At 71.6% G+C, this 14,438-nt stretch carries 11 protein-coding genes; 5 read left to right on the top strand and 6 right to left on the bottom strand.

Annotated elements, in window-relative coordinates; translation table 11 throughout:
* Positions 1-46: 46 nt before the first annotated feature.
* From AB0J69_RS41945 to AB0J69_RS41930, 4 genes are all read right to left on the bottom strand, one after another.
* Entirely contained in the window at positions 47-3,541 is a 3,495-nt protein-coding gene (locus AB0J69_RS41945; protein ID WP_364129861.1) for a carboxypeptidase regulatory-like domain-containing protein, read from the bottom strand.
* A 124-nt stretch (positions 3,542-3,665) separates the two neighbouring features.
* Positions 3,666-5,099, bottom strand: a complete 1,434-nt coding sequence (locus AB0J69_RS41940; RefSeq protein WP_364129858.1) for a glycosyltransferase family 39 protein — start codon at positions 5,097-5,099, stop codon at positions 3,666-3,668.
* 11 nt (positions 5,100-5,110) lie between these two features.
* Positions 5,111-5,746 (bottom strand): TetR/AcrR family transcriptional regulator, encoded by a 636-nt coding sequence (locus tag AB0J69_RS41935; protein ID WP_364129855.1) that lies wholly within the window; start codon positions 5,744-5,746, stop codon positions 5,111-5,113.
* Complete coding sequence (locus tag AB0J69_RS41930) at positions 5,743-6,945, bottom strand: cytochrome P450 (protein ID WP_364129852.1); 1,203 nt, start codon at positions 6,943-6,945, stop codon at positions 5,743-5,745. Before AB0J69_RS41930 ends, AB0J69_RS41935 begins: the two co-directional genes overlap by 4 nt.
* A gap of 282 nt (positions 6,946-7,227) precedes the next feature.
* Here AB0J69_RS41930 and AB0J69_RS41925 point away from each other — a divergent pair, with 282 nt between their 5' ends.
* The 4 genes from AB0J69_RS41925 to AB0J69_RS41910 are packed head-to-tail and all read left to right on the top strand — an operon-like array spanning position 7,228 to position 12,310.
* Positions 7,228-9,354 (top strand): anthranilate synthase component I, encoded by a 2,127-nt coding sequence (locus AB0J69_RS41925; RefSeq protein ID WP_364130030.1) that lies wholly within the window; start codon positions 7,228-7,230, stop codon positions 9,352-9,354.
* Positions 9,355-9,399: 45 nt separating this feature from the next.
* Complete coding sequence (locus AB0J69_RS41920; protein WP_364129849.1) at positions 9,400-10,566, top strand: amidohydrolase family protein; 1,167 nt, start codon at positions 9,400-9,402, stop codon at positions 10,564-10,566.
* A gap of 56 nt (positions 10,567-10,622) precedes the next feature.
* Positions 10,623-11,531 (top strand): ABC transporter ATP-binding protein, encoded by a 909-nt coding sequence (locus tag AB0J69_RS41915; RefSeq protein ID WP_364129846.1) that lies wholly within the window; start codon positions 10,623-10,625, stop codon positions 11,529-11,531.
* The gene (locus tag AB0J69_RS41910) at positions 11,531-12,310 is read left to right on the top strand and encodes an ABC transporter permease (RefSeq protein ID WP_364129843.1); all 780 of its coding nucleotides are present in this window, start codon (positions 11,531-11,533) and stop codon (positions 12,308-12,310) included. Before AB0J69_RS41915 ends, AB0J69_RS41910 begins: the two co-directional genes overlap by 1 nt.
* On the opposite strand, the gene AB0J69_RS41905 is transcribed toward AB0J69_RS41910, so the two are convergent.
* Together AB0J69_RS41905 and AB0J69_RS41900 are read right to left on the bottom strand one after the other, a co-directional pair.
* Positions 12,266-12,850: a MarR family transcriptional regulator gene (locus AB0J69_RS41905; RefSeq protein WP_364129841.1), complete on the bottom strand. Its 585-nt coding sequence runs from the start codon at positions 12,848-12,850 to the stop codon at positions 12,266-12,268. The two genes, AB0J69_RS41910 and AB0J69_RS41905, sit on opposite strands and share 45 nt — an antisense overlap.
* A gap of 13 nt (positions 12,851-12,863) precedes the next feature.
* Positions 12,864-13,214 (bottom strand): DoxX family protein, encoded by a 351-nt coding sequence (locus tag AB0J69_RS41900; protein WP_364129838.1) that lies wholly within the window; start codon positions 13,212-13,214, stop codon positions 12,864-12,866.
* Positions 13,215-13,688: 474 nt separating this feature from the next.
* Between AB0J69_RS41900 and thyX the strand changes: the two genes are divergently transcribed.
* A complete protein-coding gene (gene thyX / locus AB0J69_RS41895) occupies positions 13,689-14,423 on the top strand; it encodes an FAD-dependent thymidylate synthase (protein WP_364129835.1) in 735 nt (244 codons plus the stop codon).
* The last annotated feature ends 15 nt before the right edge of the window (positions 14,424-14,438 follow it).

Genomic DNA, 14,438 nt, shown 5'->3' with positions numbered 1-14,438 from the left:
CCCGATGGTGGGCCCGCCCCGCGTGACGGCGAGGCGGGCCCGGGGGTCACGGGGCGGCCCGGTCCGGGCGCTCCGAGACGCGCAGCGCGTTGACGATCGTCGCGCCCTGCCGGGTCGCGAACCGCACGTTGAGCTGCCCGTCGGTCACCTTCACCGTGTACTGCCTGCTCACGGCGGTGTACGTGCCCGCCTCCAGGGCCAGGTCGAGCGCCGGGATCGCGAGCTGCCCCTCGACCAGCACGTCGAATACCCGCTTGCCCATCGCGGTGTTCCTGATCTCGGCGAAGTCCAGCTCCACGGTGTACGTCCCGGCGGGGACGTTGTCGAACCGGTACTCCAGCATCGACTCCCTGGCGGTCCGGAACAGGGCCTGGTCGGCGGTCCCCGCGATCGTCCTGGACGTGCTCTGCGTCCGGTTCTGGGTGGTCAGGTAGCCGTGGCCGCCCTGGACGTACTTCCGGTCCGGCGTCCAGGTGTCACCGGCGGCGTCCACGAAGTTCCTGGTCGCGCCGGCGTCCACGGCCACCTGGTGCTTCGGCACCACGACCGTCACCTTGATCTCGATGGTGGGCTGCCGCCCGCTGGCGGACTTGACGAGCAGCTTGCCCTCGCGGAACGTGCCGGGCGCCACCCCGGCGCTCGACACCACCAGCTCCAGGCGCACCGCCTGCCCCTTGGCCAGCTCGCCGGCGGCCGGCGTCACCGTGAACCACGACTCCCCGGCCGCCGTGTACGGCGTCGGTGCGCCCAGGTTCGTCAGCTCCACCGTGCGCCTGCGGCTGGACTCGGCCGGCAGCACCACGGTCACCTCCGCCACCGACGCGCTCACCCGGCCGGTGACCAGCGCCGTGTCGATCCGGGTCACCGTCGTGGGCGCCACCGTGACGGGCTGGGTGAACGTGCCGTAGTGCTCCTTGGACACCACGACGTCGTAGTCCCCGGCCGGCACCTGCCCGTAGAAGGCGCCGTCCGCGCCGGTCGTGAACGTGGCCACGTCGCCCACCTTCACCGTCGCCCCGGCGATGGGCTCGCCGTCGTTGGCGTCGGTGACGGCACCGGTGACCAGGCCGTGCCGGCTGGCGGTGAATGTCACGCCCTGCCCGGTGCTCAGCGCCGCCTGCTCGTAGGAGTAGAGCAGCGCGTCGTCACCGGCCGCGTTCTCGACCCCGATGGTGGCGCTGACGCCCTGGTCGCGCGTGCTCTCGATGTCCTTGTACCGGAACCCGATCGTGCCGTCCTCGCCCAGCAGCGCCGCGAACGACACCCGCTGCGCCGTCTCGTTGTAGAAGGTGACGTTGCGCCACTCGACCACGAACGTCCGGTGCGGCGCCGTGCCGGTCACCGCCGTGTAGACCCCGGCCTGGGCGTCCACGATGAGGTCGTCCCAGTACGGGTACACCGCGTTGTTCGGCGTGCCCGACGTCGGCAGCCGGCCGTTGCTGCCGGTCGTGATCCGGTCGGCGGCGAACGTGACGAACCCGTTCGTGCCGATCCACGCCCTGCCCTGGCCGGTGCCGTAGAACGGGACCGGGAACGGCAGCGTCACCTGCACGGCCTCGTCGTCGCCGGTCAGCGCCAGCTTGTCGGTGCCCGCCACGTACGCCTGCGCGCCGCTCCGGCAGGTGTAGCCGAAGTTGTCGCCGCGCAGCGGCAGCTCGATGTCCTTGACCAGGTCACCGGCCACCGTGACGGCCGAGGTCGCGGCGCTGGAGCAGCGGGACGCCGGCGTGACCCGCAGCTCGTACGAGCCGTGCGGCAGCGTCAAGGTGTAGCGGCCCGAGGCGTCGGTCACCGCGCTCACCGGCGTGCCGGCGGCGGCCACCGTCGCGCCCGGCTCCGGCGTGCCGGCCGTGGTGACCGTGCCGGACACCATGCCCGTCGGCTGGACGGTCATGGGCACGTCGGCGGTCGTGGCCTGCTCGGCGGTGATCGTGACGGCCGCGGTGGCCCGGTCGTGGCCGAACTTCTGCGCGCTGAGCTCGTAGGCGCCGGGCAGCAGGCGCGGGATGGCGTACGTGCCGTCCGCGCCCGTCGTCACGGTGCGGGTCAGCGGGCCGGTGACGGTGACGGTCGCGCCGGAGACCGGCTCGCCGCCTGCGGTCACCGTGCCGGACAGGTCGCCCAGGCCCTCGTCGGGGGCGGCCCGCACGGCGGCGTAGGTGTCGAGCCTGCCCTCGCCCCAGATGTTGTTGTCGGCCGCGGTACCGCCGCACGCGGTGTCGGAGACGTCCGTGGCGGTGGTGTCCAGCAGCGGCCGGGTGGCCGCCACGTCGCCGGCCAGACCCGGGGCCGCCGACCAGATCAGCGCCACCGTGGCCGCCACGTGCGGCGAGGCCATCGACGTGCCGGTGTAGACGTCGTAGTCGTCGCCGGGGGTCGAGGAGCGCACGTTGACGCCGGGGGCGGCGATGTTCGGCTTGATCTCGCCGTTCTCGCCCTCGCCCTTGCTGGAGCGGGTGTACAGGGCGTTGTTGACGTCGAAGCCGCCCGCGCTGTAGGCGGTCACGTACTGGCCGGGCGAGCCGCTGCTGCGGCAGGCCGGGCCCTCGTTGCCGTTGGAGAAGGCCGGGAAGATCCCGGCCGCCAGCCACGCCTCGACGACGTCCTGGTAGAAGGGGTCGAACCCGGTGCCGCCCCAGGAGTTGTTGACGATGTCCGGCGCCAGGTCGGGCCGCGGGTTCTGGCCGTTGAGGTCGGTGGGCCGCACCATCCACTGCCCGGCCGCCAGCAGGGAGGCGTCGGTGCAGGTGTTGACCTCGCAGCCCTTGGCGGCGATCCACCTGGCGCCCGGCGCCACGCCGATGCCGTTCGCGCCGACCATCGTGCCCATGGTGTGCGTGCCGTGGCCGTTGTTGTCGCACGGCGCCGCGGTCGGGCAGACGCGCGCCGGGTCGAACCAGTTGTAGTCGTGGGTGTAGGAGCCGTCCGGGTTCCGGCCCCGGTAACTGGCGGCCAGCTCGGGGTGGTCGAACTGGGCGCCGGAGTCGATGTGGGCGATCACGATGCCCTCGCCGCGGTTGCCCAGCTCGTTCCACACGCGCGGCGCGTTGACCCGGTCGATGTTCCACTCGACCGCGTCGACCTTCTCCTCGGCCGTCCCCTGAACAGGCTTCGGCAGCGCGAGGATGCGGATCGGGTCGATGCGCTCGACCTCGGGCAGCGTCGCGATCTCGGCGGCGAGCTTCTCGCCCGCGGTCACCTTCACCGCGTTGACGATCCAGTACGGGGTGTAGTCGGCGTGGTGGGAGTCGAGCAGCTTGCGCAGACCCTCCTGGGAGGTCCTGGCGCGCGCGTTCTTGGCCTCGAAGACCTGCTCGGCCTTGGCTTCCTTGGTCGCGGCCCGGCGGGCGCCGCTCAGGTCGGCGCTGCCCTTCATCCGGACCCAGAACGTGGCCTTGTCATCCTGCGCGAGCTGCGCCCGGACGGCCGTGTCGATCTTGCCGGGGTCGGGCGCGGCCTGCGCCGCGGCCTGCGGTGCTAACAGTCCGGCGACGGTCACGATCCCGGTCAGGATCGCACGCCAGCGGGGGGTGTGGGGCACTGGCTCTCCTTCAGGACAAAGGGAGAGGTGATCTTTACGCCTCTGTCGAGAAGGGTGAAGAGATCGTGTCGGGAAAGCAAGAGCCGACCTGAAACGTTACTTTGCGAGCTGAAATGTAATCTGGTCAGCTGAAATGTCGCCACGCGGGCCATAAGGCCGACCACGGCTCTCGCAGGCCCCGGCACAGGAAGACCGGCATGTCCTGCTCCTCGTTGTCGATGCCGTAGCCGTTGTCCACCCGGCCCCGCTGCTCGCAGGAGTCGAACAGGCCGCGGCCGCGCGGGCCGACGTTCACCAGGATCGCGGTCGTGCCGTCCTCGGGCGGCGGGCCGTAGTGCCAGAGCTGGTTGTGCCCGGAGTAGACGCGCGGCACGCCGGCCAGGTCCAGCGCGCCGTGCTCGCCGTAGCTGCCGGTCACGACCACCGCCCGCTCGCGCTCGCCGGGCGGAATGGAGTCGCGTACCTCCTGGATCTTCGCCGTGAACTGCGGCCAGCCCACGGACTCGCGCGCCACCTCGCTGATCGCCGGCACCGGCGTCGCGGCCAGCGCGGACACCGGGATGAGCGGCAGCCCGATCACCGCCGACACCATCGCGCTGAGCGCCAGGCCCACGCCCGCCAGCCGCACGCGCGCGGCCGCCGCCGCGCTCACGCAACCCGCCGCGAACAACATCAGGAGCAGCCCGCCCGTGTAGTCGAACCGGCCGCCGCTGATCATCGTCAGCGCCCCCGCCACCGGGTACGCGATCGCCAGCGCCCGCACCCGCCGGTCCCGCCACAGCCGGACGAACCCGAACACGGCGATCACCGACACGATCGGCCCGAACAGGATCAGCTGCATCGGCACGTACAACATCCGGAACTCGGCGCCGTTCTCCTCGCTGAGCGCCGCCGCCATCTCCAGCTGCGGCCAGCCGTTGGCGACCTGGTAGATCAGGTTCGGGGCGGCGATCACCCCGGCCAGCAGCGCCCCCGCCCACAACCACGGGCTCGCCAGCACCCGCCGCGGCCCCGCGACCAGCAGCCCCACCGCCAGCCCCAGCACCAGCAGCGCGATCAGGTGCTTGTTGTAGGTGGCCACCCCGATGACCGCCCCCGCCGCCACCCACCAGCGCGGCTGCTCCCGCATCAGCGCTTTCAGCAGGAACAGGATGGCCGCCGCCCACAGCGGCAGGTCGAAGGTGACCGTCATCAGCGAGTGGCCCGCGACCAGGCAGTACGCCCCCGTCGCCGTGCCCAGCGCCGTCAGCACCTGCGCCGCCCGGCTCCCGTCCAGCTCCCTGGCGATCAGGGCCATGAGCACGACCAGGAGCGCGATGGACAGCGCGGGGAACACCCGGAGCCCGGTGATCGTGTCGCCGAACAGCGCGATGCCGACCTTGCCGATCATGGGGGTCAGCGGTGGCTGGTCGACGTATCCCCAGGCGGGATGCTCCGACAGCACGCGGAAGTACAGCTCGTCACGGTGGTAGCCGTAACCGGGGGTCAACGCCAGCAGCACCCCGAAGAGCACGACCGCGATCACGGTGACCGGCCGCCAGGCCAAGGGCCGTTCCATGAACGCTGAGGCTAGATCCCTTTACGCTCCCTTGTCACGGGTTGATAGCCGACCTGTTTCATGATCGCCATGAACCAGGCCGCGATCCGCCCGGCGTCGTCCTCGTCCGGATGGGCGCTGACCTGGTTGAGCACCGCGCCCGTCAGCATCTCCTGCACCACGTCCACGTCCACGTCGCCGGGCAGGTGCCCGAGATCGCGCGTGCGGCACAACATCTCGCGCACCATCGCCGCCCGCCGGCCCCTGTTGACCAGCCGGTAGGTGGCCGTCAGCTCGGGGTAGTCGTCGATGCTGCCGTAGAGGCGGCGCAGCAGCCGCCGGTTGCGCGGCACCGCCAGATACGCCGCCCAGTCGCCGAGCATGTGCTCGATGTCGCGCCAGCCGGTGAATCCCGGGTCGTTGTCGTGGTTGGCCCACTCCAGGGCGCGCACCAGCAGCGCCGTCTTGTCGGCGAACCTGCGGTAGACCGTCGCCCGCGTCACGCCGGCCCGCCGGGCCACCTGCTCGATGCTGGTCTGCTGGGCGCCCTGCTCGATCAGCAGGTCGAGCGCCGCGGCCAGGATCGCCAGGTCCGCCTCCTGGCTGCGCGGGCGGCCCGCCGGGCGCGGGCCGATCGTCGGCTCCCCGGCCGTCCCGTTGGCCGTCACGGCACCTCCCCGATGATGGGCCACGTGACGGGCAGGCGGTGTACGCCGTGGATGAGCATGTCGGTACGCAGCGGCACCTCGCCGGGCGCCACGGCCAGGCGCAGCGACGGGAGGCGGCCGAACAGCGCCGGGTAGGCCGCCAGCATCTCCACGCGGGCCAGCTGCTGGCCCAGGCACTGGTGCACGCCGTGACCGAACGCCACATGCCCGCCGCCGGCCCGGCGCGCGTCGAGGTGGTCGGGGCCGGGGAAGCGCTCCGGGTCGCGGTTGGCCGCCGCGATCGAGACGGTGACCGTCTCCCCGGCCCTGACCAGCTCGCCGCCCAGCTCGACGTCCTCCAGCGCGGTCCGTACGAGGAAGGGGACGATGCTGAGGTACCGCAGCAGCTCCTCCACCACCAGCTCCACGCCTCCCGGCCCTCCGCGCAGCACCGCGAGCTGATCGGGATGGAGCAGCAGCGCGAAGGTCCCCAGAGCGAGCATGTTGGCGGTGGTGTCCAGCCCGGCGCCCAGCAGCACGAAGCCGATGCCGGCCAGCTCCTCGTCGGTGAGGTCGCTCGCGGTCAGCCCGCTGAGCAGGTCGTCGCCCGGCCGGGCCCGCCTGGCGAGCACCAGCTCCTTCATGTGGCCCTGCATCGCGAGGAAGGCCGGGATCTTCTCCTCCTGCGGCAGGTCCGCCCGCATGAGCGTGGCGCCCTGGGCCATGAACCGCTCGCGGTCCTCCTCCGGCACGCCGAGCAGCTCGCAGATCACCACCGCCGGGATCGGCGCCGCGAACGCCTCGACCAGGTCGGCGGGCGGGCCCTGACGCTCCATGGCGTCCAGGTAGGCGTGTGTGACCTCCCCGATCCGCTCGGTGAGCCGCCGCATCCTGCGCACGGTGAACTCGCCGGTCAGCAGGTGGCGGTAGCGGGTGTGCACCGGCGGATCGGTGGCGACGAACATCCCGGGCGGCGCCGGCTGCCCGGACGGCCCCCCGGACCGGGTGGGCAGGTGCCGCAGCTCGGACCGGGCGCTGAACCGCCGATCGGCCAGCACCTCGCGCACGAGCGCGTGGCTGGTGACCAGCCAGCCCCGATGCCCGTCGGGGTAGGCCAGCCGGGCGATGGGCCGCGTCTCACGCAGCTCGGCCAGGCCGGTGGGCGGGTCGAACGGTGTGGGCCGCTCGGTGGGCAGGGTGATCGCCTCGGTCTCCGCCATCTCGGGGATCTCCTTTCGACCGATGCCAGCACAAATACAGTACAGCTCTGTATTCAAATCCTGTCCCTGGCCCCCCTGCCGATCGGGCCGGTGGGTCGCGTTGCGCGATCATGGTCGGGCGGTTACCCTTGGCGTCATGCGAAATCACGCTCAGCTCCTGTGGTGGCGCCGCTCCTAGGCGGCGCGTGTTTCGCATTCCTCATCGGACGGCCGCCCCGGATGGCGGCCTTTCTCGTGTCCGCCCCCGGGGCTCGATCATTTGACGTGGTGAAGGGGCAGGAAGTGGAGAAGAGCGGATATACCACCGCCGGGGGCATCGGTGTCGAACGCGAGACACGCGAGGTGGACGAGGCCGCCCTCGAAGAGATCGTGACGGCCCTCGGGGACCGGCGCGGGGGCGCCTTCTCCTCCGGCATGGACTACCCGGGCCGCTACAGCCGATGGGCCTTCGGCTACGTCGACCCGTGCCTCGAACTCGTCGCCAGGGGCCGCAACATCGCGGCCGTCGCGCTCAACGAGCGCGGCCGGATCGTGCTGCCCGCCGTCGCCTCCTGCCTGCTGGCCGCGGGCAAGCCGGTCACCGAGCCCACGGCCGACCGCGTCGAGGTGCACGTGCCCGATTCGGAGGACCTGCTGCCGGAGGAGATGCGCAGCCGCAGGCCCACCGTCTTCACCGCGATCCGCGAGGTCATCGCCGCCTTCCAGGGCGACGACCCGCATCTCGGGCTCTACGGCGCCTTCGGCTACGACCTGGCCTTCCAGTTCGAGCCCATCAGGCAGGAGCTCGTCCGCCCCGACGACCAGCGCGACCTCGTGCTGCACCTGCCCGACCGGCTGGTGGTGATCGACCGGCAGCGCGAGAGCTGCGTCGAATACCGCTACGAGTTCACCGTCGACGGCGCCACCACCCGCGGCCTCGACCGGGCCGGCGACACCGCCGCCCCCGTCATCCCGGGCAAGCTGCCGGCGAACCCGCCGAAGGGCGAATACGCCAAGGTCGTGGCCGCCGCCAAGGAGAAGTTCAAGCGCGGCGACCTGTTCGAGGTCGTGCCCGGCCAGGTCTTCCACGCCGCCTGCGCCGACCCGTCCGCCTTCTACCGCGGCCTGCGCAAGAGCAACCCGGCCCCGTACGAGTTCATCATCAGCCTCGGCGAGGGCGAGCACCTGGTCGGAGCCTCGCCCGAGATGTACGTACGCGTCAGTGGCGACCGCGTCGAGACCTGCCCCATCTCCGGCACGATCGCCCGCGGCAGCAACCCCGTCGAGGACGCCGAGGCCATCCGCACGCTGCTGTCGAGCGTGAAGGAGGAGTCGGAGCTGACCATGTGCACCGACGTGGACCGCAACGACAAGTCACGCATCTGTGTCCCGGGCACCGTCAAGGTCATCGGCCGCCGCCAGATCGAGCTCTACTCCCGCCTGATCCACACCGTCGACCACATCGAGGGCCGCCTGCGCCCCGAGTTCGACGCCCTCGACGCCTTCCTCACCCACATGTGGGCCGTCACCGTCACCGGGGCGCCCAAGACGTGGGCCATGCAGTTCATCGAGGACCACGAGGCCACCACCCGCAGGTGGTACGGCGGCGCCATCGGCTTCATCGGCTTCGACGGCTCCATGAACACCGGCCTGACCCTGCGCACCGCCCAGATCAAGAACGGCGTGGCGACCGTCAGGGCGGGGGCCACGCTGCTGTTCGACTCCGACCCCGAGGCGGAGGAACGCGAGACCGAGCTCAAGGCCAGCGCCCTGCTCGGCGCCCTGGCCGCGGTCAACCAGCCCGACGCCGTGCCGGTCGCGGAGGCCAGGCCGCAGCCGGGTCTGGGCATGAAGGTGCTGCTCGTCGACCACGAAGACTCCTTCGTCAACACGCTGGCCGACTACTTCCGCCAGGAGGGCGCGGACGTGGTGACGCTGCGCCACGGCTTCCCGGCCCACCTGATCGACGAGATCGGGCCCGACCTGGTGGTGCTCTCGCCCGGCCCCGGCTGGCCGACCGACTTCGGCATGTCGGCCCTGCTCGACCAGATCTACGCGCGCGATCTGCCGGTGTTCGGCGTCTGCCTGGGCCTGCAGGCCATGGTGGAGCAGGCCGGCGGCACGCTGGAGCTGCTCGACTACCCCGAGCACGGCAAGCGCGGCCAGGTCGCGCGGCTGGGCGACAGCGCGCTGCTCGACGGGCTGCCCGAGGAGTTCACCGCGGCCCGCTACCACTCGCTGCACGCCAAGCGGCCCGGCGTGGTCGGCTTCACCCCGACCGCGCTCACGCCCGACGGCAACGTCATGGCCATCGAGGACACCGAGCGGCGGCGCTTCGCCGTGCAGTTCCACCCGGAGTCGATCCTGACACAGGAGGGCGGCGCGGGCGCGAAGATCATCGCGAACGTGCTGCGTCTGGCCCGCAGGTAGGTAAAACCCGCGCGGGAGCGTGCGGAGCTCCCCTAGAGTCTCCGCATGCTCCCCGTAGACCTGCCCGGCACGGTGCGTGACGCGCTGCTCGCCCCGCTCGTCGACCACCACTGTCACGGGGTGCGGCGAGACGACCTGAGCAGAGCCCGCTTCGAGCTGCTCATCAGCGAGGGCGGCGGCCCGGCCCCGCCCGGCACCACCCACTTCGACACGCCGTTCGGCGCGGCCGTGCGCCGCTGGTGCGCGCCGCTGCTCGACCTGGAGCCGCACGCGCCCCCCGCCGTCTACCTGGCGCGCCGGGCCGAGCTCGGGGCGGGCGAGGTTAACCGGCGGCTGCTGGCGGGCGCCGGGGTGGTGGCGTTCCTGGTGGACTCCTCGCCGGAGGACGCCGAGATGCTGAGCGCCGCCGAGATGGGCCGGCACGGCGGGGCGGCGGCCGACGAGCTCGTACGGATCGAGCAGATCGAGCGGGACGTGGCCGAGACCGCGCAGATCGCCGTCGACTACCTCGACACCCTGGGCGAGGAGCTGGCCGCCAGGGCCGCCAGGGCGGTCGGGCTCAAGACGGTCATCGGCTCCCTGTGCGGCCTCGACTTCGACCCGGCCAGACCGGCCCGGGGAGCGGTGATCGCGGCGGCCAACCGGCGGCTGGCCGACCCCAAGGAGCCGCTGACGGACCCGGTCCTGCTGCGTTACCTGCTCTGGAGCGCGGTCGACGTGGCCAGGGAGCGGGGGCTGCCGGTGCAGTTCCACAGCGGTTTCGGCGGTCCCGCGGAGTTCGGCGGGGACGTGCTCGGGGCCGAGCCGCATCGCGCCGACCCGGCCAGGCTGAGCGTGTTCGTCAGGGCGCTGCAGCCGCTCGGCGTGCCGGTCATCCTGCTGCACTGCTACCCGTTCCACCGCCAGGCCGCCTACCTGGCCGGGCTCTTCCCGCACGTCTACGTGGACGTCGGCCTCGCCCTGCCGCACCTCGCCGCCTCCGCCCGGGTCATGGACGAGCTGCTGGAGCTGGCGCCGTTCCACAAGCAGCTGTTCAGCTCCGGCTGCCGCGGCGTGGCCGAGAGCGGCTACCTGGGCGCCCTCCACTACCGGCAGGCCCTGGCGGCGGCGCTGCGCACCAGGCTGGCGACAGGGGAGTGGAGCGCGCCGGACGCGGCCCGCGTCGCCCACATGATCGGCTCCGGCAACGCCCGCCGGATATACCGCCTGTGAACTCCTCCTCGCGGAGGAGGTGTGATCCAGGTCTCATTGCGGATAATCGGCGCACCATGAGTGCTATCGAGATACGAGACCTTTCCAAGTCGTTCGGTCCGGTACGCGCGGTGGACGGGGTTTCCTTCACGGTCGAGGCCGGCACGATCACGGGCTACTTGGGCCCGAACGGCGCCGGCAAGACCACGACCCTGCGCAGCCTGCTCGGGCTGGTCACCGCCGACTCCGGCAGCGCGCTGGTCAACGGCCGGCGCTACGTCGAGCTTGAACGTCCCCTCACCGAGGTGGGCGCCGTGCTCGAAGCCACGAACTTCCATCCCGGGCGCACCGCGTACAACCACCTGAAGGTGTTGTGCACGGCGGCCCGCCTGCCGCTCGCGCGCGCCGGGGACGCGCTGGAGCGGGTGGGGCTGGCCGAGGTGGCCGGCAAGCGGGTGCTCGGCTTCTCCATGGGCATGCGGCAGCGGCTCGCGCTGGCCACCGCCCTCATCGGCGACCCCAAGGTGTACATCCTGGACGAGCCCGCCAACGGCCTCGACCCGGCGGGCATCCAGTGGCTGCGCGGCTTCATGCGCCACCTCGCCCACGAGCGGGGGGCCGCCGTGCTGGTCTCCAGCCACGTGCTGGCCGAGGTCGAGCAGACCGTGGACAACGTCGTGATCATCGCCAGGGGGCGGCTGGTGCGCCAGGGCAGCCTGGCCGAGCTCGTCTCCAACGGCGGCGCGCCCGTCATCAGGGTGCGCACGGCCAAGCCCGAGGAGCTGCGGCCCGCCCTGGAGCGGCAGGGAGGCCGGGTCGAGCTGACGGACGGGGTGCTCAGGGTCCGCGACCTCGACGTCGAGGCCATCGGCAACATCGCGCTGGAGCAGCGCGTCGTGCTGACCGAGATGACCGAGGAACGCGGCGACCTGCAACAGGTCTTCCTGCAGCTGACCGGGGAGCCGGCGGGGGAGGTGCGGGGCTGATGGCGCTCATCCGCGCGGAACTGCTCAAGGTCGCCACCACCCGGCTGTGGTGGGTGATGCTGCTGGTCATGCTGGCGTACGTGGCCCTGTCGGTCGGCTTCACCATCTTCGCCGCCGGCCAGACGACACCCGACGGCCAGGTCATCATCCCCGGCCGCGACACGGCGGGCTTCCAGGAGATCCTCTGGGGGATGGGCACCGGCGGCACGCTCTTCGCGGCCGTGCTCGGCGTGGTCATGATGACCGGCGAATACCGCTACCAGACGATCACCACCACGCTCCTCGCCACGCCGAAGCGGGTGCGGGTGGTGGCCGCCAAGCTCGGCGCGAGCTTCGTGGTGGGGGTGCTGCTCGGGGCGGCGGCGCTGGTGCTGACCGGGGCGGCGCTGGTCGTGACCGTGCTCGCCGCCGGGGGCGACCTGGTGTTCTCGGGGACGGTCCTGCGGGTGATCGTGAGCGTGCTGGCCGTGCTCGGGCTCTACACGCTGTTCGGGCTCGGGCTCGGGGCGCTGGTGAAGAACCAGGTCGGGGCGCTGGTCGCGGTCATCGTCTGGGTGTACGTCGTCGACACGGTGGTCAACGCGATCCCCGCGCTGCAGCCGCTGGGCAAGTGGACTCCCGCGGGCGCCACCACGGCGCTGACCAGCACGGGGGTGGGGTTCGGGCTGGACCTGTCGTATCTGCTGCCGCCGTGGGCGGGCGCGCTGGTGCTGCTCGGCTACGCGCTGGCCTTCTCAGCCATCGCCTCGGTCACCACGCTGCGCCGCGACATCACCTGACCGCCCGCCACCGGGACGCGCCGTCCCCTCGCCCGACCGCCCGGCACCGGGATGCGCCGTCCCCTCGCCCGACCGCCCGGCACCGGGTGGGCGGCCGTCCATGCAGGCGCCCAGCTTGGTGCCGACGACCTGCATGGCGTCGGCCAGCGCGAGCGTCTGCTCCGGGGTCAGGTGGTCGAACAGCACCTCGCGCAGCGCCTGGGCGTGATGGGGGGCGATCGCGGCGATGACCGCGCGCCCCGCGTCGGTGATCTCGGCCACGCTGGCCCGCCCGTCGCTGGCGTCGGGCCGCAGGCGTACGTAGCCGCGGTCCACGAGCTTGCTCACCCGGTGGCTGAGCCGGCTGATCGACACGTTGCCCACGCTCGCCAGGTCGCTCAGCCGCAACGGCCGCGAGACGAGCGCGTTGAGCAGGCCGTATTCGATGTGCACCAGGCCGTGCGCCCGGAACGTGCGCTCGACCTGCGGGATGCCCACCAGCATGACCGCGAGCAGGCCCTGCCACGCCCGCTGCTCGTCCTCACCGAGCCCGTCGACCAAGGAACCCCCAGGGTCAGATGCGTCCCGCCACGACGATGGCCGCCATCGCCAGCAGCACCAGATTAACCGCGATGCCCTCCTTCCGCCGCCGGTGCACCAGGGCGGCACCGATCATGAGGAGGCCGAGCCCGGCGGCGGCGAGCGGGGTGAGGATCGGCGCGATGCCGGTGGCCCAGGGCAGCACGACCCCCGCGCCGCCGAGCACCTCCAGCGCGCCGATGGCTCTGAGCTGCGGGGGGCTGAAGTCCTCCCGGTAGGCCTGCTGCTCGCGGAAGCGCGCGCCGAGGTCGGCGAACTTGCCCAGGCCCGAGACGACGAAGGCGACGGCGAGCAGGATCTGCAGGATCCAGAGGACGATGTCCATAGCTTGACCCTTCAAGTAATCGATGGAACCACGACTGTAGACCTGAAAACTTGAAGCAACAAGTATCGCCGCGAAACCAGAAATGGATATTTCCGAATTCGATTAATCGAATTGTGATTTGTCTCCTTGTCAATTCTGCTGTGATGATCAGGGGCGCCATAAAACCGTACACACCTGGAGGCGTCATGTCCTGGCGTCCCCTCACCCTCCCCGACCGCCTGGGATGCGGGACTTCTTGGCCGCGGGCGGGGGCAGCACGCTCGTCCGGCTCGACGGGGCGGGCACGCCGGCCTGGTGACCGGCGACCGGCCCGCGAGCCGCTGCTGATCCGGACCGAGCCAGGTCGGCACCCCCGCTGACCTGCCGGGGCGCCCGCCGTACCACTGTGAGGGGGACGGCGGGCGCCGACTCGCGCACGGCCTCTGGACCTGGTTTGCTGGAACCGACACATCATCGAGCGGAGTGGGGTTGTGCATGGGCAAGGTCGAACCGGAGGTCGAGGTCAAGTTCCGTAGCGACATGGACGTGGAGCTGATCAAGTCCGCCGCCTCGGACGCCGACGTGTTGTGGGCGGCACGCGTCTCCACCAAGGGCGAGAGCTCCTTGGCCGAGATCGAGGCCGATCCCCAGCGCTCCAAGGGTTTGATCAACTTCCTGATGCGGGACCGGCACGGCACACCGTTCGAGCACTCGTCGATGACCTTCTACGTCAGCGCGCCGATCTTCGTGTTCCGCGAGTTCATGCGCCACCGGACGTTCTCCTACAACGAGGAGTCCGGAAGATACCGGCAGCTCGTGCCGGTGTTCTACGTGCCGGGGCCGGACCGCCAGCTGGTCCAGGAGGGCAGGCCCGGCAAATACGTGTTCACCGACGGCACCGCCGAGCAGCACAAGCTGGTGACCGAGGCGACCCAGGAGAGCTACCGGCAGTCCTACCGGGCCTACCTGGAGATGCTCGAGGCGGGCGTGGCCCGGGAGGTCGCCCGCACCGTGCTCCCGGTCGGCCTCTACTCCTCGATGTACGCCACCTGCAACGCGCGGGCGCTGATGAACTTCCTGTCGCTGCGGGTGAAGCGTGAAGACTCCGCGTTCCCCTCGTTCCCGCAGCGCGAGATCGAGATGGTCGCCGAGAAGATGGAGGAGCTGTGGGCGGGGCTCATGCCGCTGACCCACGCCGCCTTCGAGGCCAACGGCCGCGTCTGTCCCTGAGCCGGCCGCGGCCGG

This window comes from Nonomuraea sp. NPDC049709, from assembly GCF_040674815.1.
Lineage (GTDB): Bacteria > Actinomycetota > Actinomycetes > Streptosporangiales > Streptosporangiaceae > Nonomuraea.
The sequence above is the reverse complement of the archived record's forward strand: the minus strand, read 5'-3'. Positions and strand labels throughout refer to the sequence as shown.

Bases quoted from the DNA above. Each gene is read 5' to 3' on its own strand.
- AB0J69_RS41930 (WP_364129852.1), bottom strand. From the start codon at position 6,945: ATGGCGGAGACCGAGGCGATCACCCTGCCCACCGAGCGGCCCACACCG.
- AB0J69_RS41915 (WP_364129846.1), top strand. From the start codon at position 10,623: ATGAGTGCTATCGAGATACGAGACCTTTCCAAGTCGTTCGGTCCGGTA.
- AB0J69_RS41920 (WP_364129849.1), top strand. From the start codon at position 9,400: ATGCTCCCCGTAGACCTGCCCGGCACGGTGCGTGACGCGCTGCTCGCC.
- thyX (WP_364129835.1), top strand. From the start codon at position 13,689: ATGGGCAAGGTCGAACCGGAGGTCGAGGTCAAGTTCCGTAGCGACATG.
- AB0J69_RS41900 (WP_364129838.1), bottom strand. From the start codon at position 13,214: ATGGACATCGTCCTCTGGATCCTGCAGATCCTGCTCGCCGTCGCCTTC.
- AB0J69_RS41940 (WP_364129858.1), bottom strand. From the start codon at position 5,099: ATGGAACGGCCCTTGGCCTGGCGGCCGGTCACCGTGATCGCGGTCGTG.
- AB0J69_RS41910 (WP_364129843.1), top strand. From the start codon at position 11,531: ATGGCGCTCATCCGCGCGGAACTGCTCAAGGTCGCCACCACCCGGCTG.